This is a genomic window from Enterobacter sp. DC4 (assembly GCF_000568095.1).
In the GTDB taxonomy this organism is placed as follows: Bacteria; Pseudomonadota; Gammaproteobacteria; order Enterobacterales; family Enterobacteriaceae; genus Enterobacter; species Enterobacter pseudoroggenkampii.
The window spans coordinates 733391-757762 of the sequence record NZ_AZUB01000001.1 but is presented as its reverse complement, the minus strand read 5'-3'; the positions used below and the strand labels follow the sequence as shown (position 1 = coordinate 757762).

Here is a 24372-nt window from a genome sequence, read left to right as displayed (position 1 = left end):
TTCAATCCCTCAATGATGCCTGGAATCGCTCTTTTAATGCCTCTACACATTTGGCGACGGTAGCGGCAATCTCCTCTTCTTCGAGTGTACGGCTGGTATCCTGAAGGATAAGGCTAATAGCGAGGCTCTTGAAACCTTCTGCTACGCCCTTGCCGCGGTACACGTCAAATAAGTTTACGCCAACTACCTGATTTACGCCAACTTTCTTACATTCGGCCAAAATATCTGCTGCGGGCACATTTTCCGCGACCACAACCGCGATATCACGGCGGTTTGCCGGGAAGCGGGAGACGTCCTGAGCCTGAGGAATAACGCGGTCAGCCACCGGGTTCCATTCCAGCTCGAACACGATGGTACGGCCGTTCAGGTCCAGCTTGCGCTCCAGCTCAGGGTGAACAACTCCAATAAAACCAACGCGTTTGCCGTCTAAATAGATAGCTGCGCTCTGGCCCGGATGCAGTGCCGGGATGGCTTCTGCGCGGAATTCAATTTCAGATAATTTACCGGTCAGATCCAGAATTGCTTCCAGATCGCCCTTCATATCGTAGAAATCAACCGTGCCTTTTGCCAGGTCCCAGTGCTCTTCATAGCGGTTGCCGCTGATGGCGCCAGCCAGCATGAGATCCTGACGGATGCCTAAATTTGCCTGATTATCCGGTACAAAGCGCAAACCGCTTTCGAAAATTCGCACGCGGTTTTGCTGACGATTCTGGTTATAAACGACAGTGCCCAGCAGGCCCGTCCACAGAGACAGACGCATCGCGGACATTTCGCTGGAGATTGGGCTTGGCAGGATCAGCGCCTCCTGGCCCGGGTGGATCAGCTGCTGCAGCTTTGGATCCACAAAGCTGTAGGTGATCACTTCCTGGTAGCCTTTGTCATTCAGCATGGTTTTCACACGCTTCAGGGACAGGTCGGCTTCACGGTGGGTGCCCATCACCAGACCTGCCTGGACAGGCTCGTCAGGGATGTTGTTATAGCCGTAAACGCGGGCCACTTCTTCCACCAGATCTTCTTCAATTTCCATGTCGAAACGCCATGATGGCGCAACGGCTTTCCACTCGTCCTGGCCTTCGGTCACTTCGCAGCCCAGACGCGTCAGGATGTCGGTCACCTGCGCATCGGCAACGTGGTGACCAATCAGGCGATCCAGCTTACTGCGGCGCAGGGTAATGGTGGCACGCTTCGGCAGGGTCGCTTCGTGGGTGACGTCGATAACCGGGCCCGCTTCACCGCCGCAGATATCGATCAGCAGGCGAGTCGCACGTTCCATCGCTTTATACTGCAGCGCCGGGTCAACGCCACGCTCGTAGCGGTGAGAGGCATCGGTATGCAGGCCGTGACGGCGTGCGCGACCGGTGATAGAGAGCGGGCTGAAGAACGCGCATTCCAGCAGGACGTTTTGCGTCTCGTCGTTCACGCCTGAATGCTCGCCCCCGAAGATACCGCCCATTGCCAGCGCTTTGCTGTGGTCAGCAATCACCAGGGTGTCGGCGTTCAGTTTCGCTTCGCTGCCGTCCAGCAGAACCAGGGTTTCACCCTCTTTCGCCATGCGCACAACGATGCCGCCGTCGATACGATCTTTATCGAACGCGTGCATTGGCTGGCCCAGCTCCAGCAGAACGTAGTTAGTCACGTCAACCACAGCGTCGATAGAGCGGATACCGCAGCGACGCAGCTTCTCTTTCATCCACAGCGGGGTTGGCGCTTTTACGTTAATGCCTTTCACCACGCGACCGAGGTAGCGCGGGCAGGCATCCGCAGCGTCAACCTGAATAGGCAGCACGTCACTGATGGTCGCTTCAACCGGCGCAATGTCCGGCGCATTCAGTTCGGTCTGGTTCAGCACGGCAACATCGCGCGCCACGCCGATGATCCCTAAGCAGTCGGCACGGTTTGGCGTGACGCTGATTTCGATGGTGTTGTCATCAAGCTTCAGGTACTCACGGATATCGGTGCCAATTGGCGCATCCAGCGGTAGCTCAATGATGCCGTTGTGGTCGTCGGAAATACCCAGCTCGGAGAAGGAGCACAGCATGCCTTCAGACGGCTCGCCGCGCAGCTTAGCCGCTTTAATTTTGAAATCGCCCGGCAGCACCGCACCGACGGTCGCCACCGCCACCTTCAGGCCCTGGCGGCAGTTTGGCGCACCGCAGACGATATCCAGCAGACGGTCACCGCCCACGTTCACTTTTGTTACACGCAGTTTGTCAGCGTTAGGGTGCTGACCGCACTCTACCACTTCGCCGACGACCACGCCGTTGAATGCACCTGAAACCGGCTCAACGCCGTCCACTTCCAGACCCGCCATGGTGATCTGGTTAGAAAGCGCTTCGCTGTCCAGCGTGGTGTTCACCCACTCGCGTAACCACAGTTCACTGAATTTCATTGTTCTGTCCTGCCCTTATTTAAACTGTTTGAGGAAACGCAGATCGTTTTCGAAGAATGCACGTAAGTCGGTCACGCCGTAACGCAGCATAGTCAGACGCTCCATGCCCATGCCGAAGGCAAAGCCGGAGTAAACTTCCGGATCGATACCCACGTTGCGCAGCACGTTTGGATGCACCATGCCGCAGCCCAGCACTTCCAGCCATTTGCCGTTTTTACCCATCACGTCAACTTCTGCAGACGGTTCGGTGAACGGGAAGTAGGAAGGACGGAAACGAACCTGCAGATCTTCCTCAAAGAAGTTGTTCAGGAAATCGTGCAGCGTGCCCTTCAGGTTGGTAAAGCTGATGTTTTTATCAACGATCAGACCTTCCATCTGGTGGAACATTGGGGTGTGGGTCTGATCGTAGTCGTTACGATAGACGCGGCCCGGCGCGATAATGCGAATTGGCGGCTCCTGATCCTTCATGGTACGGATCTGAACGCCGGAGGTCTGGGTACGCAGCAGACGCGTAGCGTCGAACCAGAAAGTGTCGTGGTCAGCGCGTGCCGGATGATGGCCAGGAATGTTCAGGGCGTCGAAGTTATGGTAATCATCTTCGATTTCCGGGCCAGTCGCCACGGTAAAGCCGAGCTCACCGAAGAAACTTTCAATGCGATCGATGGTGCGGGTAACCGGGTGCAGACCGCCGTTTTCGATACGGCGACCCGGCAGAGAAACGTCGATCGTCTCTGCGGCCAGACGCGCATTCAGCACCGCGCTTTCCAGCTCGGATTTGCGCGCGTTCAGCGCCTGCTGTACCTGCTCTTTGGCTTCGTTAATCACCGCACCCGCTGCCGGGCGTTCTTCTGGCGGCAGCTCACGCAGGGTTGTCATTTGAAGGGTCAGGTGCCCTTTCTTCCCAAGATATTCGACGCGGACATTGTCTAACGCGGCAACATCTGAGGCCTGATTAATGGCGGCTGTTGCACTGGCAACCAGCTCTGCGAGATGTGACATGATTTTCCTCATTATGTCGGTGCAGACACCGATTTGGTGGAGTTATTCTCTCAAATTCAGGCACAAAAAAAGCCTCCATCGGGAGGCTTATCTGGCGCTGTTTTTCGTTTCATCTTTCACGCGCTAGCCTCCTGAAATCAGGTGCTAAAGTAAAAGAAGAAGCGGAAAATAGCAGCATTCATGCTTGCGTTACCTTGTTGGGTAAAAACCGTTAAGACCTTATTCAAAAGCCTGGACGGATAAATGTCAATCTTCTGATGGTGTTAAATGAAAAGAGGGAGCAAAGCCCCCTCTTTCAACTGGCTTATGCCAGTGCTGCTTTCGCTTTTTCGACCAGAGCGGTGAACGCTACTTTGTCGAATACTGCGATGTCAGCCAGGATCTTACGGTCGATTTCAACAGAGGCTTTTTTCAGGCCGTTGATGAATTTGCTGTAAGAAATACCGTTCTGACGTGCTGCTGCGTTGATACGCGCAATCCACAGTTGACGGAACTGACGCTTACGCTGACGACGGTCACGGTAAGCGTACTGACCTGCTTTGATAACAGCCTGGAAGGCAACGCGGTATACGCGTGAACGCGCACCGTAGTAGCCTTTAGCTTGTTTCAAAATTTTCTTGTGACGTGCACGTGCAATTACACCACGTTTTACGCGAGCCATATGTGCTCTCCTGTATCTATATTCTTAGTAAAAAAATTAAACGTTAACGGCTTATGCGTACGGCAGGCACGCGATAACCAGACCCAGATCGCCTTTAGAAACGAGGCCTTTTGGACGCAGGTGACGTTTACGCTTAGTAGATTTTTTGGTCAGAATATGACGCAGGTTTGCGTGCTTACGCTTAAATCCACCACCACCGGTTTTTTTGAAGCGCTTAGCAGCACCGCGTACGGTCTTAATTTTTGGCATCTTAATAACTTCCACTTCGCATTGTTAAATAAACGAAACATAGGCGAACAAAACCTATGAAACCCGAAGGCTCCACAGATTTTGCTGCTTGAAGGCCTTACTGTTTCTTCTTAGGAGCGAGCACCATGATCATCTGGCGGCCTTCGATCTTCGTAGGGAAGGATTCGACTACTGCCAGTTCACTCAGATCGTCACGGACGCGGTTAAGCACTTCCATACCAATCTGTTGGTGGGCCATCTCACGACCGCGGAAACGCAGTGTGATCTTGGCCTTATCGCCATCTTCCAGAAAGCGAATCAGGCTGCGGAGTTTTACCTGATAATCGCCATCGTCGGTACCAGGACGGAATTTGATTTCCTTAACCTGGATAACTTTTTGCTTCTTCTTCTGTTCCTTAGAAGACTTACTCTTTTCATAAAGGAACTTGCCGTAGTCCATGATACGACAAACTGGCGGTTCGGCGTTAGGGCTGATTTCAACTAAATCTACTCCAGCTTCTTCAGCCTTTTCGATTGCTTCTCTCAGACTCACAATCCCCAGCTGCTCGCCTTCCAGACCTGTTAAGCGAACTTCCTGGGCGCGAATCTCGCCATTGATACGATTCGGACGTGCCGTTTGAACTCGTTTTCCGCCTTTAATACCTTATTCCTCCAGTTGTTGAAGACTGCGGCTGCGAATCTCTTGTTGCAGCTTCTCAATCACTTCACTTACGTCCAGGCTGCCCAGGTCTTTACCACGGCGGGTGCGAACGGCAACTTTGCCTGCTTCCACCTCTTTATCACCACAGACCAACATATACGGGACACGACGTAAAGTGTGCTCGCGGATTTTAAAGCCAATCTTCTCATTTCTCAAGTCTGCTTTTACGCGAATGCCCGCATTTTGTAGTTTCTGCGTCAATTCTTTAACGTAATCCGCCTGAGAATCGGTAATGTTCATCACCACGACCTGCACTGGCGCAAGCCAGGTTGGGAAGAAGCCAGCGAACTCTTCGGTCAGGATGCCGATGAAGCGCTCCAGAGAACCGAGAATTGCGCGGTGAATCATTACCGGTACCTGACGCTCGTTGTCTTCGCCAACATAAGAGGCGCTTAAACGCTGCGGCAGGGAGAAGTCCAGCTGTACAGTACCGCACTGCCAAGCTCTGTCGAGGCAGTCATACAGGGTAAATTCAATTTTCGGGCCGTAGAATGCGCCCTCGCCCAGCTGGTATTCGAACGGAATGCCGTTCTCTTCCAGCGCCACGGCGAGATCCGCTTCTGCGCGATCCCAGGTCTCATCGCTACCGATACGTTTTTCCGGACGCGTTGAGAGTTTGACCACGATCTTCTCGAAGCCAAAGGTGCTGTACATATCGTAGACCATACGAATACAGGCGTTAACTTCGTCACGGACCTGATCTTCAGTACAGAAGATATGCGCATCATCCTGCGTAAAGCCACGAACACGCATCAGACCGTGCAGCGCACCTGATGGCTCGTTACGGTGACAGCTACCGAACTCCGCCATACGCAGCGGCAGGTCGCGGTAGGATTTCAGACCCTGGTTGAAGATCTGAACGTGGCCCGGGCAGTTCATTGGCTTGATGCAGTATTCACGGTTCTCAGACGAGGTGGTGAACATCGCATCTTTGTAGTTGTCCCAGTGGCCGGTTTTTTCCCACAGCACACGGTCCATCATGAACGGGCCTTTCACTTCCTGATACTGGTACTCTTTCAGCTTGGAGCGTACGAAAGTTTCCAGTTCACGGAAGATAGTCCACCCGTCGTTATGCCAGAACACCATACCCGGCGCTTCTTCCTGCATGTGGTACAGGTCAAGCTGCTTGCCGATTTTACGGTGGTCACGCTTCGCCGCCTCTTCCAGACGAAGCAGGTACGCGTTCAGGGCTTTTTTATCGGCCCACGCGGTACCATAAATACGCTGCAACATCTTGTTGTTGCTGTCGCCACGCCAGTAGGCGCCTGCGATCTTCATCAGCTTAAAGTGATGACAGAAGCGCATGTTCGGCACGTGCGGTCCACGGCACATGTCGACGTATTCTTCGTGATGGTACAAGCCAGGCTTGTCATCATGCGAAATGTTTTCGTCAAGAATAGAGACCTTGTAGCTCTCGCCGCGCTTCACGAAGGTTTCACGCGCTTCGTGCCAGCTGACTTTCTTCTTGATGACGTCATAGTTGGTTTCGGCGAGCTCGTGCATGCGTTTTTCGAGCGCGTCGATATCTTCCTGAGTCAGGGTGTGGTCGAGGTCAACGTCGTAGTAGAAACCGTTGTCGATAACCGGACCGATCGCCATTTTGGTGTTTGGCCACAGCTGTTTGATGGCATGGCCTAACAGGTGCGCGCAGGAGTGACGAATGATCTCCAGACCTTCTTCGTCTTTCGCGGTGATGATGGCAAGCGTCGCATCGTTTTCGATCAGATCGGAGGCATCCACCAGCTCACCGTTCACACGGCCAGCGATAGTCGCTTTCGCGAGACCAGGACCAATGTCCAGGGCAACATCCATTGGGCTAACAGCACGGTCGAAATGGCGTTGACTGCCATCAGGAAGAGTAATTACAGGCATTTTATATCCTTATTTGCAGTGATGCCCCACACATAAGAGCATATACAAAGAAAATAATCGTGATTTGACAATAGATTACGACACCATCTGACCAACAATCGTCAAATTGGTTCGTCATCATTCACCTGCCGAATTCAGATTAATGTGGATTTACGGCAAGCGACGTAATGTTAACACTAACGCAAAGGAGATTGCACCCTCTGCGGCCAGATTGATGGGCTGGCACTTTCGTACGAATTTGCAGGTTGCTTCTCCCCTGCGCTCGCATTTCGAAGATGCTGAGCTACTCTTGAACAGGTCCTTAAACCCAAAGGTGCATACCATGAACGTATCCAGCAGAACGGTTGTGATATTGAATCTCCTTTCCGCCACAGGTTTATTGTTGATTCTCGCCGAACGATTCCACTGGTTCTGAGCCGTACCCTGCGCTGGCATAACCCAATCGATTCCGAGAAGGGGCATATTTCGGCCCTGTTTGGTAGACTGTGGGTATCAACGAACAAGGATTAGGTTATGCCAACAAAACGATTTGCCGTAAAACACTGGAAAATGGTGCTGGTGCTGATTGCCATCTGCGGCGCAATGCTGCTACTCCGTTGGGCGGCAATGATTTGGGGCTAGGGGCGAAGACAGGTCATCAGAAGGGACGTCAAATAGCCACAGACAATAAACGGGCCGACATCAACATCGGCCCGCTTTTATTACATTCTGTAACCCAGTGAAACCGTGGTTCTGCGGTCGGTATGATCCGGCGCAGATTCTGGTGGTGAAGAGTTCCAGGTCACGTTGTAGGCGACTTTCAGACCAAAGTGTTCGTTAATGGCCACGTTCAGCGCCGTCTCAGAGTTCAGCGTCGTGTCGTCGGCACCAAATACGGAAACACCCTGGGTAAATTTGGTGTTGTCAGTCATCTGCCAGGCATAGGTACCGGAAGCGTAACCGAGCGGTTGGGTTTTGGTATCGCCATTGGTGTACTCGTCATAACGCACACCCGGACCGAATTCAAAACGGAGGCTGTGTACCGGACCGTTCAGGAACTGGCGACCATAACCGGCGGTGAACACATCGCGCTGTCGATAACCGTTGTAACGGTCAGTTAACCAGCTTGCCTGTCCAAACAGGTAGTCATAGTCGGTCATGTTGTAACGGCTACGTCCGCCTACCGCATATTTCTCGGAAGAACGTTCGTCATTAGCGGAAGTGTTGCTGGCATTACCCCACAGAGACCAGGCGGTGGTGTTGCCGTACCAGGTGAGCGTACTGTCCGCCGTCAGAGAAGAGCTTTTCGTGTTACCGGATTGTGCCAGGTATCCGGCGTTGAGGTTACCTTCAAACGGTTTTTTCGCGGTGGAAGGATCGTCCATGACAGTAAAAACGGTATCATCAGCGGTCGCGTTCATAGCCGCAAACACGCCACCCGCCAGCATCAGTGCAGCGGGCACTGTCTTTAAAAGCTTCATTTTATTAAGGAGTCCGTACAACAAAAAAAGAGACCACACGGTCCCGGAATCTTTCTTGAGGATCAATGACAAGGCGTCCAGAGAAAGGTAACAAATTATAAAAAGCCGCAAATAACATAGCAATGTTTTCTTATTTCATTTTTTGAATAAGAACGATCTCAAAAAGCGTTTTATTTTATATATCCCCCGTCTCACTTTTTGTCAGTATTCATATTTAAAATCATACTGTTATTTACATTGCCTTCCTGTCAAATGGTGCCAGGCTAATAAGAACCCATACTAAAAGGAGGTAATGATGGTTTCTATCTATACCCTGACGCTCTCCCCTTCCCTGGATTCCGCCACCCTGACGCCGCAGATTTACCCGGAAGGTAAATTGCGCTGTAGCGCCCCGGTATTTGAGCCCGGCGGCGGCGGGATCAACGTGGCGCGTGCTATTACCCACCTCGGCGGCAAAGCTACGGCAATTTTCCCCGCAGGCGGTGCCACCGGTGAACATCTGGTCTCTCTGCTGGCAGATGAACAGGTAGCCGTAGAGACCGTCGAGGCCAAAGACTGGACGCGGCAAAACCTGCATGTCCACGTGGAGTCCAGCGGCGAGCAGTACCGTTTTGTCATGCCGGGTGCGAAACTTAGCGATGACGAGTTTCGTCAGCTTGAAGAGAAAGTGCTGACGATAGAGAGCGGCGCGCTGCTGGTGGTAAGCGGCAGCCTCCCGCCCGGCGTCAGCACGGAAAAATTAACGGCGCTGATTCAGGCGGTACAGAAACGCGGCATCCGCTGCATTGTTGACAGCAGCGGCGAGGCCCTGCAGGCGGCCCTGGTGCCGGGCAATCTTGAGCTGGTCAAACCCAACCAGAAAGAGCTAAGCGCGCTGGTCAACCGCGAACTGACGCAGCCTGATGATGTTCGCACCGCCGCGCAGGAGCTGGTACGCAGCGGCAAAGCGCGACGCGTAGTCGTTTCCCTTGGTCCTCAGGGGGCGCTGGCCGTCGATGAAACGTCGTCCGTTCAGGTTGTCCCACCGCCGATGAAGAGCCAGAGCACGGTTGGTGCGGGCGATAGCATGGTAGGCGCGATGACGCTAAAACTGGCGCAGGGCGCGTCACTGCTGGAGATGACGCGCTACGGCGTGGCGGCGGGTAGCGCCGCTACCATCAACCAGGGCACGCGTCTCTGTTCGCTGGCCGATACGCAAAAAATCGTCGATTACCTGTCCCGAAATTAACCCCTGTTCCCCTTCATCCTTATGGAGGGGAATGTCCGCTCTGAGTCGCCAAACGCAAACTATCGACTATGCTAAGAAAACTTCCATGATAACAATGAGGTGAATTATGAGCAGTGGTGACATCACACGTTACGTCGTGACCATCAACCTTCATGAAGCATCGCTGACCGAGCTGAATGAACTCAACAATGCTTTCACCCGGGCTAATTTTCTCCTCACGCTCACGGATGACGAGGGCAATATTCATGATTTAGGCACCCTGGCATTTGGTCTCATCGGCGCCCTGAGCCAGGAAGAGGTTCATGCGCTGGCCGCCAGTCTGGTAGAGAGCGTGACCGACAAGCCTGCCGAAATTGACGTGAATACCTGGGAAAGCTGGCGGAAAAAAGAACAATAAGTGCGCTGTATGAATTTAAACCGCTCAGGTGTGCGTTAGTTCGTATTTTTTTACCGCAGTTATGCGCTAACTTTATGATCTGGCAGACAACATGGGAGAGACAACATGTGGCAGGCTATCAGTCATCTTTTACGTGAGCAGCTGGGTGAAGGTGAAATTGAACTGCGTAACGAACTGCCAGGTGGTGAGATCCACGCCGCGTGGCATTTACGCTACGCAGGACGCGATCTTTTCGTTAAGTGCGATGAGCGAGAGCTGCTTCCGATCTTTACCGCCGAAGCCGACCAGCTGGAGCTGTTGTCGCGCAGTAAAACGGTGACGGTCCCGCAGGTGCTGGCCGTCGGTAGCGACCGCGATTACAGTTTTCTGGTCATGGAATATCTCCCCGCCCGACCGCTGGATGCCCATAATGCGTTTATCCTCGGCCAACAGTTAGCGCGCCTCCATCAATGGAGCGACCAGCCGCAGTTTGGTCTCGATTTTGACAACGATCTATCTACCACGCCACAGCCCAATGCCTGGCAGCGTCGCTGGTCGACATTTTTTGCCGAGCAGCGCATTGGCTGGCAGCTTGAGCTGGCCGCCGAGAAAGGGCTGGAATTTGGCAATATTGATGCCATCGTCGAGCACGTTCAACAGCGTCTGGCCTCCCACCAGCCCCAGGCGTCTCTGCTTCACGGCGATTTGTGGTCCGATAACTGCGCGCTGGGTCCCAATGGGCCCTACATCTTCGACCCGGCCTGCTACTGGGGTGACAGAGAGTGCGATCTTGCCATGCTGCCGCTTCATCCGGAGCAGCCGCCGCAAATATACGACGGATACCAGTCTGTTTCCCCCCTGCCGCCCGGTTTCCTCGACCGCCAGCCGGTGTATCAGCTTTATACGCTGATGAACCGTGCCATTCTTTTTGGCGGAGAACACCTGGTTAACGCCCAGCGGGCACTCGAGCGTATGCTTGCCGCCTGAGACGCGAACGGGTGGCCTTGCCGCCACCCTTATCGCTTACAGAAAACCGAGCAGTGAGAAGAAGAAGTATCCCGCCACAATGATGATCACGGGAAGGATATAGAGCGGGAAAATTTGCAGGAAAATGGTGTGACGCGGCACAACAATGCGGGATTCAATCTGCTCCCGGCTCATGCCTTCCGGGCCTTTGGCCTGCTCCAGAATCAACTGATCCTCAACGCCTTCGCGTAAAAAGCGCGTCTGACGGCTCATTCTCGCGCCAGAGGCCTGCAGTGCCAGCGCGACGAAGATCAGGGCGTATATCACCCAGAAGCCGATATTCAGCTGTTGATGAAAATCCGGGGTGGGTGAGTTAAACCAGAAAACATTCAAAAATGGCGTATTAAAACGCATCATCTCAATCATGACATGAGCGAAATCAAGCATTACCGCATTGATACCCGGCTGTTTTTCGCTGTGATCGTACATAAATTTGAGTACAGAAATCAGCGTAGAAATGACGGCAGGAATAAAAATCACCCAGCCAGCAATACGTTTTAAGACCGCAATGCGTCCAGCTTGTTGATACGTCATCAGTTCCTCTTCATAAAGACGCGTTATTTGTGCCTAAGTCTACCTGCTGGCCATCAATTTCGCCCGCTCTTTAAAAGCAATATGCTAAATTGCAGATTGTGCTTAGCACGTATCGTCTGTCGAACACCCTGGATAAGGAGACGTTGTGATGTCGACACCGCGCCAAATTCTTGCCGCAATTTTTGACATGGATGGATTACTGATCGATTCCGAACCGCTGTGGGATCGCGCCGAACTGGATGTGATGGCCAGTCTGGGCGTCGATATCAGCCGCCGTAATGAACTACCCGATACGCTGGGCCTGCGCATCGATATGGTGGTTGACCTGTGGTTTGCCCAACAGCCGTGGGTGGGTCCCGATCGCAATGAGGTGACCGCACGCATTATCAGCCGCGCCATTTCTCTGGTGGAAGAGAGCCGGCCGCTGCTGCCCGGCGTACGTGAGGCTGTCGCGCTGTGTAAAGCCCAGGGGCTGAAGGTTGGCCTGGCTTCCGCTTCACCGCTGCATATGCTGGAAAAAGTGCTCACGATGTTTGAACTGCGCGACAGTTTTGACGCGCTGGCGTCCGCTGAGAAATTGCCTTACAGCAAGCCGCACCCGCAGGTCTATCTGGACTGTGCCGCTAAGCTCGGCCTGGATCCCCTCAGCTGCGTTGCGCTGGAAGATTCCGTTAACGGCATGGTGGCCTCTAAAGCCGCGCGGATGCGCTCCATTGTGGTGCCTGCGGAAGAAGGCCGCCACGATCCCCGGTTTGCGCTTGCCGACGTGAAGCTACATTCACTGGCAGAACTGACGGCGCGCCACCTGCAGGGCGGTTAACGCCCTACTTCGGTTTGTGACAAACAGTTACACCGTCACCTCTTCCGCCTACTGTATAAAAACCCTATACTGTATGAATTGACAGTTTCGTGGGTTTTATCATGACGGCGGAAGGCCACCTGCTTTTTTCTATTGCGTGCGCAGTATTTGCCAAAAACGCTGAACTTACCCCCGTGCTGGCACAGGGGGACTGGTGGCATATTGTCCCTTCCGCCGTATTGACCTGTCTGCTGCCCGACATCGACCACCCTAAATCCTTCCTCGGACAGCGTCTGAAATGGGTGTCGAAACCCATCGCCCGCGCGTTTGGTCACCGGGGGTTTACGCACAGCCTGCTGGCCGTGTTTGGCCTGCTGACGCTGTTCTATTTAAAAGTGCCTGAAAGCTGGATAGTCCCGGCCGATGCCATCCAGGGGATGGTGCTGGGCTATTTAAGCCATATTCTGGCCGATATGCTGACGCCTGCGGGCGTGCCGCTGCTATGGCCCTGCCGCTGGCGTTTCCGTTTTCCCATCCTCGCACCGCAGAAAGGTAACCAGCTTGAGCGGGTATTATGCATGGCGCTGTTTGCTTACGCCGTCTGGATGCCGCAAACCTTGCCCGAAAACAGTGCAGTTCGCTGGTCATCACAGATGATTAATTCGCTGCAATTTCAGTTTAATCGCTTTATTCATCACCAGATTGAACAGTAAACCGACAAACTTATCCCATTTGTCATAACCCATTCCATTTGGATATAAGCGCTACATCACACTTCTGCTAACCTTCCGCCAACAGGATCGGTAAAAACCGACCCAATAATAAATCAGGAGAACGGGGATGAATTTTCCACTCATCGCGAACGTCGTTGTGTTCGTTATATTGCTATTGCTTCTCGCGCAGGCGCGCCACAAACAGTGGAGCCTGGCGAAAAAGGTGCTGGTTGGTCTGGCCATGGGTGTCGTATTTGGTCTGGCATTACAGGCAATTTATGGCTCCGATAATCCAGTTCTGAAAGATTCCATTCAGTGGTTCAATATTGTCGGTAACGGCTATGTCCAACTGCTGCAGATGATCGTTATGCCGCTGGTGTTCGCCTCTATTCTGAGCGCCGTGGCCCGCCTGCATAACGCCACTCAGCTAGGAAAAATCAGTTTCCTGACCATTGGTACGCTGCTTTTCACCACGCTGATTGCCGCGCTGGTGGGTGTGCTGGTCACCAACCTGTTTGGCCTGACCGCAGAAGGTCTGGTTCAGGGTACCGCTGAAACAGCACGTCTTACCGCGATTCAGACCAACTATGTGGGTAAAGTGGCTGACCTGACCGTGCCGCAGATGGTGCTCTCCTTCATTCCGAAGAACCCGTTTGCTGACCTGACCGGTGCGAGCCCAACCTCGATCATCAGCGTGGTTATTTTCGCCGCGTTCCTGGGCGTCGCGGCGCTGAAGCTGCTGAAAGACGACGCGCCAAAAGGCGAACGTGTTCTGACCGCGATTGACACCCTGCAAAGCTGGGTGATGAAGCTGGTTCGTCTGGTTATGCAGCTCACCCCTTACGGTGTGCTGGCGCTGATGACCAAAGTGGTTGCCGGCTCTAACCTGCAGGACATCATTAAGCTGGGCAGCTTCGTTGTCGCCTCGTATCTCGGCCTGGGCATTATGTTTGTGGTGCACGGCATCCTGCTGGGCGTGAACGGCGTCAGCCCGCTGAAATACTTCCGTAAGGTCTGGCCGGTGCTGACCTTTGCCTTCACCAGCCGTTCCAGCGCCGCGTCTATTCCGCTGAACGTTGAAGCGCAAACCCGTCGTCTGGGCGTGCCTGAATCCATCGCCAGCTTCTCTGCCTCCTTTGGTGCCACCATTGGTCAGAACGGCTGTGCGGGTCTGTACCCGGCGATGCTGGCCGTGATGGTCGCGCCGACGGTGGGTATCAACCCGCTGGATCCGGTATGGATCGCCACGCTGGTCGGGATTGTTACCGTAAGCTCCGCAGGCGTTGCGGGTGTTGGCGGTGGCGCAACCTTCGCCGCGCTGATTGTGCTGCCTGCGCTGGGTCTGCCCGTAACGCTGGTCGCCCTGCTGATCTCCGTTGAGCCGCTGATCGACATGGGTCGTACCGCGCTGAACGTGAGCGGCTCCATGACCGCCGGTACGCTGACCAGCCAGTGGCTGAAGCAGACCGACAAAGCGATTCTGGAAAGTGAAGACGACGCCGAGCTGGCGCACCGTTAATCACGGTAGAAATAAAAAAACCGCCATCAGGCGGTTTTTTTATGGCTGTTATTCTTCAACCTCTTCATCCTGGCGGATCTGCATCGCCCACCGCTGTGCGGACTCCGGCACCGTAAACGTGGGAGAGCGACGGAAATGTTCGCCGATCAGCACAAAGGCCACGTATTTCCCCCGCAGCAGCCAGACATCACGAAAGCCCTCCACTTTCAGGGCATGGTCAGGCGGCGCGGGCTCAACGCGGGGCACATAGCTAATAACCTGGCGGTTTTGTTGACGAAGAGGTTTCATAAGCGACGGATTCACTAAAGCAAAATTCTTGAAGCAGGAAAATTCTATGATAGCCGATCCTGCTGCCTTCCGTCGCGCTCCGAGTGGGTGAGATGGCTCCTTTCGCTAATCACGGCATGTGAAAACTCTTAGTTCGCGAACCATGTCGCGACATTGTTCTATCCTTAATAGGGTTTTTAGCAATGGATAAAGGAGAAGCGTGCAATGTCGAACAAAGATAAAACACATCAATCACCGATTCATGGCACTGAAGAATCTCAACCGGGTATGGACTCTCTCGCCCCTGCAGACGGCTCTCACCGCCCCTCCCCTGGCCCCTCAGCACCGGGCGAACAGCCTACCGCACCGGGAAGCATGAAATCGCCGGACACGGGAAACGAGAAGCTGAAATCTCTTGAACCACACCGTAAAGGCGGCGACGGTTTTGCGCTCACCACCAATCAGGGCGTGCGTATTGCTGACGATCAGAACTCCCTTCGCGCAGGCGCACGCGGGCCAACCCTGCTGGAAGACTTTATCCTGCGGGAAAAAATCACCCATTTTGACCACGAGCGGATACCGGAACGCATCGTCCACGCGCGCGGTTCCGCTGCGCACGGCTACTTCCAGCCCTATAAGAGTCTGAAAGCGATCACCAAAGCGGATTTCCTCTCCGACCCGGATAAAATTACCCCGGTGTTTGTGCGTTTCTCCACCGTGCAGGGCGGCGCAGGTTCGGCAGATACCGTCCGGGATATCCGCGGCTTTGCCACCAAGTTTTATACCGAAGAGGGTATTTTCGATCTGGTCGGCAACAACACCCCGGTGTTCTTCATTCAGGACGCGCATAAATTTCCTGACTTTGTCCATGCGGTAAAACCGGAGCCCCACTGGGCCATACCGCAGGGACAAAGTGCGCACGACACCTTCTGGGACTATGTCTCCCTGCAGCCTGAAACCTTACACAACGTGATGTGGGCGATGTCAGACCGCGGCATTCCGCGCAGCTATCGCACCATGGAGGGGTTTGGCATCCATACCTTCCGTCTGATCAACGCCGAGGGGAAAGCCACGTTTGTCCGCTTCCACTGGAAGCCTGTCGCGGGTAAAGCCTCGCTGGTATGGGACGAGGCGCAAAAGCTGACGGGGCGCGATCCGGACTTCCATCGTCGCGAGCTGTGGGAATCCATTGAAGCGGGCGACTTCCCGGAATACGAACTGGGCCTGCAGCTCATACCGGAAGAGGACGAATTTAAGTTCGATTTCGACCTTCTGGACCCGACGAAGCTGATCCCGGAAGAGCTGGTGCCGGTGCAGCTGGTGGGTAAAATGGTGCTCAACCGTAACCCGGATAACTTCTTTGCCGAAAACGAGCAGGCCGCGTTCCACCCGGGGCATATCGTGCCGGGGCTGGACTTCACCAACGATCCGCTCCTGCAGGGACGTCTGTTCTCCTATACCGATACGCAGATCAGCCGTCTGGGCGGGCCGAACTTCCACGAAATTCCGATTAACCGCCCAACCTGCCCGTACCACAATTTCCAGCGCGACGGGATGCACCGTCAGGATATTGATACCAACCCGGCGAACTATGAGCCGAACTCCATTAACGATAACTGGCCGCGTGAAACGCCTCCCGGACCGAAACGCGGTGGATTCGAATCGTATCAGGAGCGTATCGATGGCAATAAAATTCGCGAGCGCAGCCCCACGTTCGGTGAGTATTACGCCCACCCTCGCCTGTTCTGGAACAGCCAGACGCCGATTGAGCAACAGCACATCATCGGCGGCTTCAGCTTTGAGCTGAGTAAAGTGGTGCGCACCTACATTCGCGAGCGGGTGGTCGATCAGCTGGCGCATATTGATATTCAGCTTGCCCAGAGCGTCGCGGATAACCTGGGCATTACGCTGACCGACGAGCAGCGTAACCTTGCTCCGCCGAAAGAGGTTAACGGCGTGAAGAAAGATCCGTCGCTGAGCCTGTATGCCGTGCCGGGCGGCTCGATTAAAGGCCGCGTGGTCGCCATCCTGCTGAACGACAAAACCCGCGCCAGCGACGTGCTGGGCATTATGCAGGCGCTGAAAACCCAAGGCGTGCATGCCAAACTGCTCTATTCCCGCATGGGTGAAGTGACGGCTGACGATGGCTCAGTGCTGCCGGTGGCCGCAACCTTTGCCGGGGCGCCATCGCTGACCGTCGATGCGGTGATTGTGCCGTGCGGGGATATTGCCAGCCTGCTGACCAACGGCGACGCTGTGTATTATCTGCTGGAAGCCTATAAGCACCTGAAACCGATCGCGCTGTCCGGCGACGCGCGACAGTTCAAAGCGCAGCTGAAGGTGGCCGAGCAGGGTGAGGACGGGATTGTCGAGGGAGATAACGTTGACGATGCGTTTATGACGAAGCTGTTTGATTTGCTCGCCGCACACCGCGTCTGGTCGCGCAGCAGCAAGATCGATCAGATTCCGGCGTAAAAAAGCCGGGTGGCGCTTGCGCTTACCCGGCCTACATTCGATTGGTTTTGTAGGCCCGGTAAGGCGAAGCCGCCACCGGGCTTTATTTCACAGATCCCCAAACGTCCCCAACCGATACCCGCGCTCGGCAATCGCATACTTCAGCGACGCCGACGTCAGCACGTCCAGCTCCGCCAGGCGCGGCCAGCAGTAGGCGCTTTTCCGCACGGTGTTATCGACAAAAGCCGGATGCGCCATCACTTCTACCGACTTTTCCCCCCGCGCGGCGGAATCGTCCAGCACCTTCAGGAACAGCGCTTCGTCGATCTCGTCGCCGTAAAATGCGCTGCTGAACCCCTCAGTGGTTGTCACGTCGCAGTCGGGCACGCCGCGCGCCTCCCTATCCACGCGCATCGCCACGCCTTTGCGCTGGGCAAACCCGGCGACAATCGGGAAAATCGCCGGGATCATATGCACGTGGTGATGGCTGTCGATATGCGTCGGCGCCTGACCAAACACATCAACGAAGCGGTTGAACTGACAGTCCAGCTCGCGGGCAATCTCTTCGAGCGGCAGAGCATCCTGCTCCGCCAGTTCCCAAATCCACTTTCCAAGCTGGCCATCGCGCGTCAGGCCCGGCATTGGCGAAAGCGGCATCCCGAGCGTCAGCACAAAATGCATGCCGACGCCCAGCGCCGGCACCTCGCGGCTCAGCTGCGCCGCGTGTTCAACCGCCTCACCATTCACCAGTGCCGTGGTAGAGGTCACAACCCCCCGGCGACAGGCTTCAATAATGCCGTAGTTCTGGCCTTTCGAGAGACCAAAATCATCAGCATTAACGATCAGCAGGTTTTCCATTGTGCGTCCTCTTAGTGGTGTTTGAACTTCAGCTTCTCGATCGTGGCGGCAAAATTCGGCAACCATTTTTCATGTGCCAGGATCATCTCGCTGGCCAGTTGCTCCGCATCGCGGTCTGAATGCACCAGCGGGCTGAGGTTCAGCGCCAGCAGCACGTCATTGAGCTCGCCGCTCAGCGCAGCGTTGCTTGCCGCCACCTCAAAGCCTTTGATGGTGTGGATCAGGCCCATGACCTTGTCATCGAAGTGGGTGATGCGTGGATGCGGTTTAGCGCCCTCGCGTCCCAGGATGCAGGTCATCTCGACGGCCCAGTCCGCCGGGATATTGTCGATATGACCGTGATGCGGCACGTTGACATAGTGTTCCGCCTGCTTGTCGTTGTAGATGGCGTTGATCACTTCACACGCCGCATCGGAGTAGTAGGCCCCGCCGCGCTGCTCCAGTTCTTTCGGTTTGACGTTCAGGTTCGGGTCTTTATACAAATCGAACAGCTGCTTCTCGACCTTCTGAACGATCTGCGCGCGCGCGCCGCCCTTATAGTACTCGCCCATTTCGATGGCCAGCATCTCTTTCTGCTTGAAGTAGTAAAGCAGGTACGAGCACGGCAGCAGGTTCAGCGAGCGGATCAGCCCTTCGCTGAACGGCAGGTCAAAGATGTTTTTCACGGATGCCGCCGTCAGGCGACCGGAAGCCACGCCGTCGAGGAGCTCGGCAAAGCGCGATTTTCCGTTCACGATGACATCTTTAATAAACACCATGTGGTTCAGGCCGAACAGATCGATGGAGAGATCGTCGCTGTCGGTCAGCGCCAGCACGTCGCGGATAAACATCTTCATGCCGATCGGAATGTTACAGACGCCGATAAAACGTTTGAAGCCGGTATGACGATAGACCGCTTCAGTGACCATCCCGGCCGGGTTGGTGAAGTTAATCACCCACGCGTTCGGGCAGATCTCCTGCACGTCTTTGACGATGTCGAAAATGACCGGGATGGTACGCAGACCTTTAAACAGGCCGCCTGCGCCGTTGGTCTCCTGCCCCAGATAGCCATGGCTCAGCGGAATACGCTCGTCCAGCTCGCGAGCCTTCAGCTGGCCAACGCGCAGTTGGGTGGTGACGAAATCCGCATCTTTCAGCGCCAGACGACGGTCCAGGGTTTTATGCACGGTCAAAGGCACGCCCGCTTTTTCCACCATGCGCTTGCACAGGTCGAAAATAATATTCAGCTTCTCCTGACCTTCCTCAACGTCCACCAGCCATAATTCGCTGACCGGTAATTCATGATAACGTTTCAGGAAACCTTCAAGTAGTTCCGGGGTATAGCTGCTGCCGCCACCAATGGTTACGACTTTTAATTTCTTCTGCATAATATCTCCCTTAGCGTATCAGGTTAATCGCCTGCAAGGTATAGCGTACTCTTCCCGCTATTTGGGCAAGCCATTAAAGCAATATTTGTGGCGGGTAATCCGCCGAAAGTTAATTCATTACCGTTAAATTCTTCCGGTAACTGTTCGGTGTGAATGACGTCAATTTTTTAAAGGTCTTAATAAACAGGCTGGGACTGCTGTATCCTGACTCGTACGCAATATCGGTGACAGAATAGTTGGTAATTTCCAGCTGTTTTTTGGCAAAGTTAATGCGGATTTCATTAATAATTTGCACGGGCGTTTTACGATAATAGCGCTGCGTTGCACGGGTCAGATATTCCTGGGATTTGCCCGACAGCGACACCATATTTTCCAGCGCATTTTCGCTGAACTGGCCTTTATCGTGCATCAGCTCAACGGTGCCGCGCAGCCATTGCGGAATATCATCCGTCACCTGCTGCTCTTCACGATGATGGCGCAGCCGGTTCATCACGTAGAAGGTCACCGTTTCAATAAACTCATCAAATTCATTGTCGCGGAAGTTAAGCGAAGCGATAACCGTCTCAATCCAGGTCATGAACTCGTTTTTGACCCGATAGACCTGGGAGGCAACGAAGCAGAACGGCACCAGCGGCAGATAGTGCTTCTCGAAGAAACGTCTGCTGACGCCCACATTCAGAATGCGGGTGGCACCAAATTCGTAAAAGCTCTGGTGATAAGACCCCATCGGCAGGAAGACAAAATCCCCTCGCTCAAGCAGGACGCGCTTACCGTTGATCTCCTGGTAGTAGCGACCGGTCAGAACAATCGTGAACTCGTAGTAGTCATGCTGGTGCAGACCACTGGCGCTCTCCGTTTTGTTGTAGATAACCACATGAAAATTTTTGCCATTAAACAGCTGCTGTTCAAGTGCGGTTTTAATTTCCATCGTGCTGACCTCCTGCTGCTCAGTCTGACTTACTGCATCTTCTCGTGAAGCTCAATGAGCTCCGCCACCAGCTCACGCGCCAGCATCGAGGTCATCAGGTGATCCTGCGCGTGGACCAGCACCAGGCTGACCTTCATCTTCCCTTCGCCCTGATCGCTTTCAATCAGCTTTGTCTGCACCAGGTGCGCTTCATTCAGCGCCGTGCGGGACTGTTCCATCATGGTTTTCGCGGCGGCGAAATCCCCCTGCTTGGCCTGCTTCAGTGCGGCATAGGCCAGGCTGCGGGCCTGTCCGGAGTTGATGATAAGCCCCATCACCACTTCTTCAAGATCGTTCTCGGCGGCTTCGTCTGCGACAATACTATCCAAATCTAACATGTTTAAGCTCCTTGTGGCTGGCGCGGGCTTCCCCGCGCCGGTCAATCTTAGAATTTCAGTGAGAGGGCAATATCCTCTTCGCTCTCTTCTTCATCAATGATGGTGGCGGCTTTGTTGGCAATCGCCACGAACGGCATGTACAGCAGGGTGGCAATCCCGAGGTTGAATATCGCCAGCAGGAAGGCTGCGACGCTGCCGTTGGTGTTGAAGAAGGCGCCCAGACCTGCTGGCATGGTCCACGGTGCAATGTTGGTAATCGGTGGAATGATGCCCATGTAATACGCCGTCAGGGTGATAGCGGCCAGCAGCGGCTGAATCAGGATGAACGGAATGAACATTACCGGGTTCATGATGATTGGCAGACCGAACAGAATCGGTTCGTTAATCTGGAAGATGCCTGATGGCAGCGCCAGCTTCGCGACCTGACGGTAATCAGCACGACGAGAGACAATAAAGACCGCGATGATCAGACCCAAGGTCGCCCCGGTACCGCCCAGGAAGATATAGGAGTCAAGCATCGGCTTCGCCCACACATGGAAGGTTTTACCGGCTGCCAGCGCCGCGTCAACGGAGCCGTACTGCTGGTAAAGCGCAACGTTTTCCAGTGCCCAGGGGGTCATAATCCCGCTGTCCAGCGCGGCCAGTGCCAGTGAACCATGCACGCCGAAGAACCACAGCAGAGAGGTGAAAATCACATACGCCCAACCGACCACGCCACCCATCGACGCCAGCGGCGTAGAGATAGAGTCCATGATGATCTGGTGGAAGTTTGTGCCCCAGTGGGAGAGCGCCCAGGCGATAATCCCCATGATAGAGAGAATAATGAAGCCCGGAATCAACGCGGAAAATGAACGGGAAACGGAAGCCGGTACGCTATCCGGCAGGCGGATAACCCAGTTGCGACGGATAATAAAGGTGAACATTTCTGCCACCACCAGGCCGATAACAATACCGGAGATAATATTGGCCCCACCCAGCCAGTTGGCACCGACGGCATAGGCTTCACCCACGCTGTAAGGCGTGACGGTCATAAAGGCAGCAACGGATAATAACCCGGCGGCCAGCGGATCGACTTTACGCTCTTCTGCCAGTGCCATCCCAATAAAGAAAGGCGCCATCAGCGACATAATCCCCAACGTACCGTTATAGACGTTGCCGCCGATGGCTTTAAAACCATTAAGGGTTTCAATAGTGGAAGCGTCTAACCTAATTCCTAATGAATAAAAGAAGGAACCTTCACCAAAGCTCAGAAAAACGTTGTTAATTAAAACGAACATGGCCCCGGCCAGCGTCAACGGCATTAATTTAATAAAACCGTTTTTGATGGCATTAACGTGAGGCTGCTTTCCTATTTTAACAGCAAAAGGAAGGAGTACCTTTTCAAGTGAAGCGATGACTTTACTCATAGGAAAATACCCTTAAATGCCGTAACGCATGTTACGGCGTATTGTGTGTGAAATAACTCTTTGACGGGAAAAATAAAAATTAATTAGCAGCTTTTTTAATGGCTGCCACAGCAGCTTTAAGAACACCTAAACCATCAATCTTGCCGTACAGCCCCGAGTCGATCACTTCGACAGGTTTATTCGGTAACAGTCGTTGAATTTCGGGCAACATATAGGCAATTTGCGGCCCCAGTAAAACGACATCGGCTGTCTGGCCTTTTTCGCCCGCCAGCGTCTCTGGAAACGCTTCAATCACCACAGGGACTTCATACTTTTCAGCCTGCGCACGCATCTTTGACACCAGAAGCGAGGTTGACATGCCCGCTGAGCAGAACAGGTAGATATGTTTCTTTTCCATCGTGTTTTCCCTCTTGTATGACTACCTGCCATCGCGCTATCACTCGACTCGCTGTCCCGGCAGACAGGTAGCTTGCGTACTGTTGTTTATCGTTGGAGTGAGTATACGCAATGGTACAGACAGGGGATAATTCTGGATAGACTCAAATTGTCTCTCATTGACCTGGCTTGTTGACTCCCTTCACATTTCGGGCAAATAATTCGCGCAAAGAAATAAGATTTACGTATGCATAAAAAAACCGGCCCCTGGGCCGGTTTGTTAACATCCTCAGGCAAGGAGGGTTACTGCGCCTTAGGTGCCTGCGGATCGGTGTCGTATTCAGCACAGGTCTGATAGCCGGAGTTGATCACATGACCGGTATCATCCAGCGCGACAAAGTAGGTTTCTGCCTTACCATCACGTTGACCCAGGATATAGGTCTGGCAGGTCCCTTTCGCATGAATCATGGTCACTTCAGAAGAAGGTTTACCGGCAATCGCGGCCACCTGCGAACGGGTCATCCCTTTTTTAACGTCTTTTACTACGGGCTGCGTAAACTGATCCTTGGTGCGATCGTAAGCCGTACACCCTGCCAGCATAGTCAGTACCGCCGCTGCGCTAAGAATTCCTGCTACGTTCTTGTTCATATTCCGTCCTCTTGTTTATCAGCGTGTTATCTAAGCATGGGATAAAAAGTACTATTGTTCAACTTTGTGAGTTACGCCAGACGAATTTCGGAAAATTCTAATAAAACAACGATAACCTGCTAAATCGGCGCAAATTAGCGCACTCGAAACTGTGATCCTTGTCGTTTCTCGCCCAAAGGGTTAGTTTTAACAGCTAACACATTCTGTTTATGTACTGCATATGGAGGGCGTGATGGCTCTGCAACAAGAGATTATTCAGGCACTGGGCGCGAAGCCCACGGTAGATGCACATGAAGAGATCCGCCGCAGCGTGGATTTTTTAAAATCGTACTTAAAAAAGAACGCTTTCCTGAAATCCCTGGTGCTGGGCATCAGTGGCGGCCAGGACTCTACCCTGACCGGTAAACTCTGCCAGATGGCAATTTCAGAGCTTCGCGAAGAGACGGGCGATGAGACGCTGCAGTTTATCGCGGTGCGTCTTCCTTATGGCGTGCAGGCGGACGAGCAGGATTGCCAGGATGCCATTACCTTCATTCAGCCTGACCGCGTGCTGACCGTGAATATTAAGGGCTCGGTGCTGGCAAGCGAGCAGGCGTTACGCGAAGCGGGCATTGAGCTGAGCGATTTTGTTCGCGGCAACGAAAAAGCCCGCGAGCGCATGAAAGCGCAGTACAGCATCGCCGGGATGACCAAAGGCGTCGTCGTCGGCACCGACCATGCGGCAGAAGCGATCACCGGCTTCTTTACCAAATACGGCGACGGCGGCACCGACATTAACCCTATCTTCCGTCTGAACAAGCGTCAGGGTAAGCAGCTGCTGGCCGCGCTGGGCTGTCCTGAGCATCTGTATAAGAAAGCGCCGACAGCGGACCTTGAAGACGATCGCCCTTCCCTGCCGGATGAAGCGGCCCTTGGCGTCACCTATGACAACATTGATGATTATCTGGAAGGCAAAAAGCTGGATGAAGGTACCGCGAAAATCATCGAAGGCTGGTACCTGAAAACCGAGCACAAGCGCCACACGCCAATTACGGTGTTTGACGATTTCTGGAAATAAACGTTTCTCCGCAAATTTATGCAAGCAGAGGACAATCCCCTCTCCCCTATGGGGAGAGGGTTAGGGTGAGGGGCAGCCGCCACCCGGCTCTTTTTTAACCACCACACTCC

The 24372-nt window shown here is 53.9% G+C and carries 26 protein-coding genes, 1 pseudogene and 1 other annotated feature; of the genes and pseudogenes, 10 read left to right on the top strand and 17 right to left on the bottom strand.

What is annotated here, in order from left to right:
- Position 1: 1 nt before the first annotated feature.
- The 7 genes from pheT to thrS form a co-directional block, all read right to left on the bottom strand.
- Entirely contained in the window at positions 2–2389 is a 2388-nt protein-coding gene (gene pheT / locus P349_RS20385) for a phenylalanine--tRNA ligase subunit beta (RefSeq protein WP_032650943.1), read from the bottom strand.
- A 15-nt stretch (positions 2390–2404) separates the two neighbouring features.
- Complete coding sequence (gene pheS, locus P349_RS20390) at positions 2405–3388, bottom strand: phenylalanine--tRNA ligase subunit alpha (protein WP_032650942.1); 984 nt, start codon at positions 3386–3388, stop codon at positions 2405–2407.
- A gap of 62 nt (positions 3389–3450) precedes the next feature.
- Positions 3451–3575, bottom strand: a sequence feature (Phe leader region).
- Positions 3526–3570 carry a pheST operon leader peptide PheM gene (gene pheM / locus P349_RS26575; protein ID WP_001386830.1) on the bottom strand — a complete coding sequence of 15 codons (45 nt, stop codon included), beginning with the start codon at positions 3568–3570 and terminating at the stop codon, positions 3526–3528. (Overlaps the previous feature by 45 nt.)
- Positions 3576–3692: 117 nt before the next feature.
- A complete protein-coding gene (gene rplT / locus P349_RS20395; RefSeq protein WP_000124850.1) occupies positions 3693–4049 on the bottom strand; it encodes a 50S ribosomal protein L20 in 357 nt (118 codons plus the stop codon).
- Positions 4050–4100: 51 nt separating this feature from the next.
- Entirely contained in the window at positions 4101–4298 is a 198-nt protein-coding gene (gene rpmI / locus P349_RS20400; RefSeq protein ID WP_003030583.1) for a 50S ribosomal protein L35, read from the bottom strand.
- A 97-nt stretch (positions 4299–4395) separates the two neighbouring features.
- Positions 4396–4938 carry a translation initiation factor IF-3 gene (gene infC / locus P349_RS0124055; protein WP_023616141.1) on the bottom strand — a complete coding sequence of 181 codons (543 nt, stop codon included), beginning with the start codon at positions 4936–4938 and terminating at the stop codon, positions 4396–4398.
- A gap of 3 nt (positions 4939–4941) precedes the next feature.
- A complete protein-coding gene (thrS, locus tag P349_RS20405; protein WP_008500657.1) occupies positions 4942–6870 on the bottom strand; it encodes a threonine--tRNA ligase in 1929 nt (642 codons plus the stop codon).
- Between the two features lie 142 nt (positions 6871–7012).
- Here thrS and yncL point away from each other — a divergent pair, with 142 nt between their 5' ends.
- Both yncL and yniD read left to right on the top strand, forming a co-directional pair.
- Positions 7013–7285, top strand: a complete 273-nt coding sequence (gene yncL / locus P349_RS26970; RefSeq protein ID WP_081758184.1) for a stress response membrane protein YncL — start codon at positions 7013–7015, stop codon at positions 7283–7285.
- Positions 7286–7383: 98 nt separating this feature from the next.
- A complete protein-coding gene (yniD, locus tag P349_RS26170; protein WP_008500658.1) occupies positions 7384–7491 on the top strand; it encodes a small membrane protein YniD in 108 nt (35 codons plus the stop codon).
- 80 nt (positions 7492–7571) lie between these two features.
- Here the strand turns inward: yniD and P349_RS20415 are convergent, their stop codons facing one another.
- Positions 7572–8330 carry a DUF481 domain-containing protein gene (locus tag P349_RS20415; RefSeq protein WP_029740435.1) on the bottom strand — a complete coding sequence of 253 codons (759 nt, stop codon included), beginning with the start codon at positions 8328–8330 and terminating at the stop codon, positions 7572–7574.
- Between the two features lie 295 nt (positions 8331–8625).
- Between P349_RS20415 and pfkB the strand changes: the two genes are divergently transcribed.
- The 3 genes from pfkB (at position 8626) to P349_RS20430 (ending at position 10921) form a co-directional block, all read left to right on the top strand.
- Positions 8626–9558 carry a 6-phosphofructokinase II gene (gene pfkB / locus P349_RS20420; RefSeq protein WP_024909433.1) on the top strand — a complete coding sequence of 311 codons (933 nt, stop codon included), beginning with the start codon at positions 8626–8628 and terminating at the stop codon, positions 9556–9558.
- Between the two features lie 106 nt (positions 9559–9664).
- The gene (gene ghoS, locus P349_RS20425) at positions 9665–9955 is read left to right on the top strand and encodes a type V toxin-antitoxin system endoribonuclease antitoxin GhoS (protein WP_024909434.1); all 291 of its coding nucleotides are present in this window, start codon (positions 9665–9667) and stop codon (positions 9953–9955) included.
- Positions 9956–10060: 105 nt separating this feature from the next.
- Positions 10061–10921, top strand: a complete 861-nt coding sequence (locus P349_RS20430) for a fructosamine kinase family protein (RefSeq protein WP_024909435.1) — start codon at positions 10061–10063, stop codon at positions 10919–10921.
- 36 nt (positions 10922–10957) lie between these two features.
- On the opposite strand, the gene P349_RS20435 is transcribed toward P349_RS20430, so the two are convergent.
- Positions 10958–11494: a YniB family protein gene (locus P349_RS20435; protein WP_023311291.1), complete on the bottom strand. Its 537-nt coding sequence runs from the start codon at positions 11492–11494 to the stop codon at positions 10958–10960.
- 148 nt (positions 11495–11642) lie between these two features.
- Here P349_RS20435 and hxpB point away from each other — a divergent pair, with 148 nt between their 5' ends.
- The 3 genes from hxpB to P349_RS20450 all read left to right on the top strand — a co-directional run bounded on the left by hxpB (position 11643) and on the right by P349_RS20450 (position 14525).
- Positions 11643–12314: a hexitol phosphatase HxpB gene (gene hxpB / locus P349_RS20440; protein ID WP_032650939.1), complete on the top strand. Its 672-nt coding sequence runs from the start codon at positions 11643–11645 to the stop codon at positions 12312–12314.
- Between the two features lie 101 nt (positions 12315–12415).
- Complete coding sequence (locus P349_RS20445) at positions 12416–13006, top strand: metal-dependent hydrolase (protein ID WP_014883483.1); 591 nt, start codon at positions 12416–12418, stop codon at positions 13004–13006.
- 127 nt (positions 13007–13133) lie between these two features.
- Positions 13134–14525: an L-cystine transporter gene (locus P349_RS20450; protein WP_024909437.1), complete on the top strand. Its 1392-nt coding sequence runs from the start codon at positions 13134–13136 to the stop codon at positions 14523–14525.
- A 48-nt stretch (positions 14526–14573) separates the two neighbouring features.
- Here the strand turns inward: P349_RS20450 and cedA are convergent, their stop codons facing one another.
- Positions 14574–14861, bottom strand: a complete 288-nt coding sequence (cedA, locus tag P349_RS20455; RefSeq protein ID WP_370884122.1) for a cell division activator CedA — start codon at positions 14859–14861, stop codon at positions 14574–14576.
- Between the two features lie 156 nt (positions 14862–15017).
- Here cedA and katE point away from each other — a divergent pair, with 156 nt between their 5' ends.
- On the top strand, positions 15018–17267 hold the full coding sequence (gene katE, locus P349_RS20460) for a catalase HPII (protein ID WP_032650938.1): 2250 nt from the start codon (positions 15018–15020) through the stop codon (positions 17265–17267).
- A gap of 87 nt (positions 17268–17354) precedes the next feature.
- Here the strand turns inward: katE and chbG are convergent, their stop codons facing one another.
- The 7 genes and pseudogenes from chbG to osmE form a co-directional block, all read right to left on the bottom strand.
- A complete protein-coding gene (gene chbG / locus P349_RS20465; RefSeq protein ID WP_032650937.1) occupies positions 17355–18104 on the bottom strand; it encodes a chitin disaccharide deacetylase in 750 nt (249 codons plus the stop codon).
- Positions 18105–18115: 11 nt separating this feature from the next.
- A complete protein-coding gene (locus P349_RS20470; RefSeq protein ID WP_024909441.1) occupies positions 18116–19471 on the bottom strand; it encodes a 6-phospho-beta-glucosidase in 1356 nt (451 codons plus the stop codon).
- Positions 19472–19580: 109 nt separating this feature from the next.
- Positions 19581–20417: pseudogene (gene chbR, locus P349_RS20475) on the bottom strand (transcriptional regulator ChbR); the annotation flags it as partial.
- A gap of 11 nt (positions 20418–20428) precedes the next feature.
- Positions 20429–20776 (bottom strand): PTS N,N'-diacetylchitobiose transporter subunit IIA, encoded by a 348-nt coding sequence (gene chbA / locus P349_RS20480; RefSeq protein WP_024909443.1) that lies wholly within the window; start codon positions 20774–20776, stop codon positions 20429–20431.
- A 47-nt stretch (positions 20777–20823) separates the two neighbouring features.
- Positions 20824–22182, bottom strand: coding sequence for a PTS N,N'-diacetylchitobiose transporter subunit IIC (gene chbC / locus P349_RS20485; protein WP_028017210.1), 1359 nt, complete (start codon positions 22180–22182; stop codon positions 20824–20826).
- 79 nt (positions 22183–22261) lie between these two features.
- The gene (gene chbB / locus P349_RS20490; RefSeq protein WP_008500676.1) at positions 22262–22579 is read right to left on the bottom strand and encodes a PTS N,N'-diacetylchitobiose transporter subunit IIB; all 318 of its coding nucleotides are present in this window, start codon (positions 22577–22579) and stop codon (positions 22262–22264) included.
- 281 nt (positions 22580–22860) lie between these two features.
- Positions 22861–23205 carry an osmotically-inducible lipoprotein OsmE gene (gene osmE, locus P349_RS20495; protein WP_010430142.1) on the bottom strand — a complete coding sequence of 115 codons (345 nt, stop codon included), beginning with the start codon at positions 23203–23205 and terminating at the stop codon, positions 22861–22863.
- Positions 23206–23437: 232 nt separating this feature from the next.
- Between osmE and nadE the strand changes: the two genes are divergently transcribed.
- Positions 23438–24262: an ammonia-dependent NAD(+) synthetase gene (nadE, locus tag P349_RS20500; protein WP_029740447.1), complete on the top strand. Its 825-nt coding sequence runs from the start codon at positions 23438–23440 to the stop codon at positions 24260–24262.
- The last annotated feature ends 110 nt before the right edge of the window (positions 24263–24372 follow it).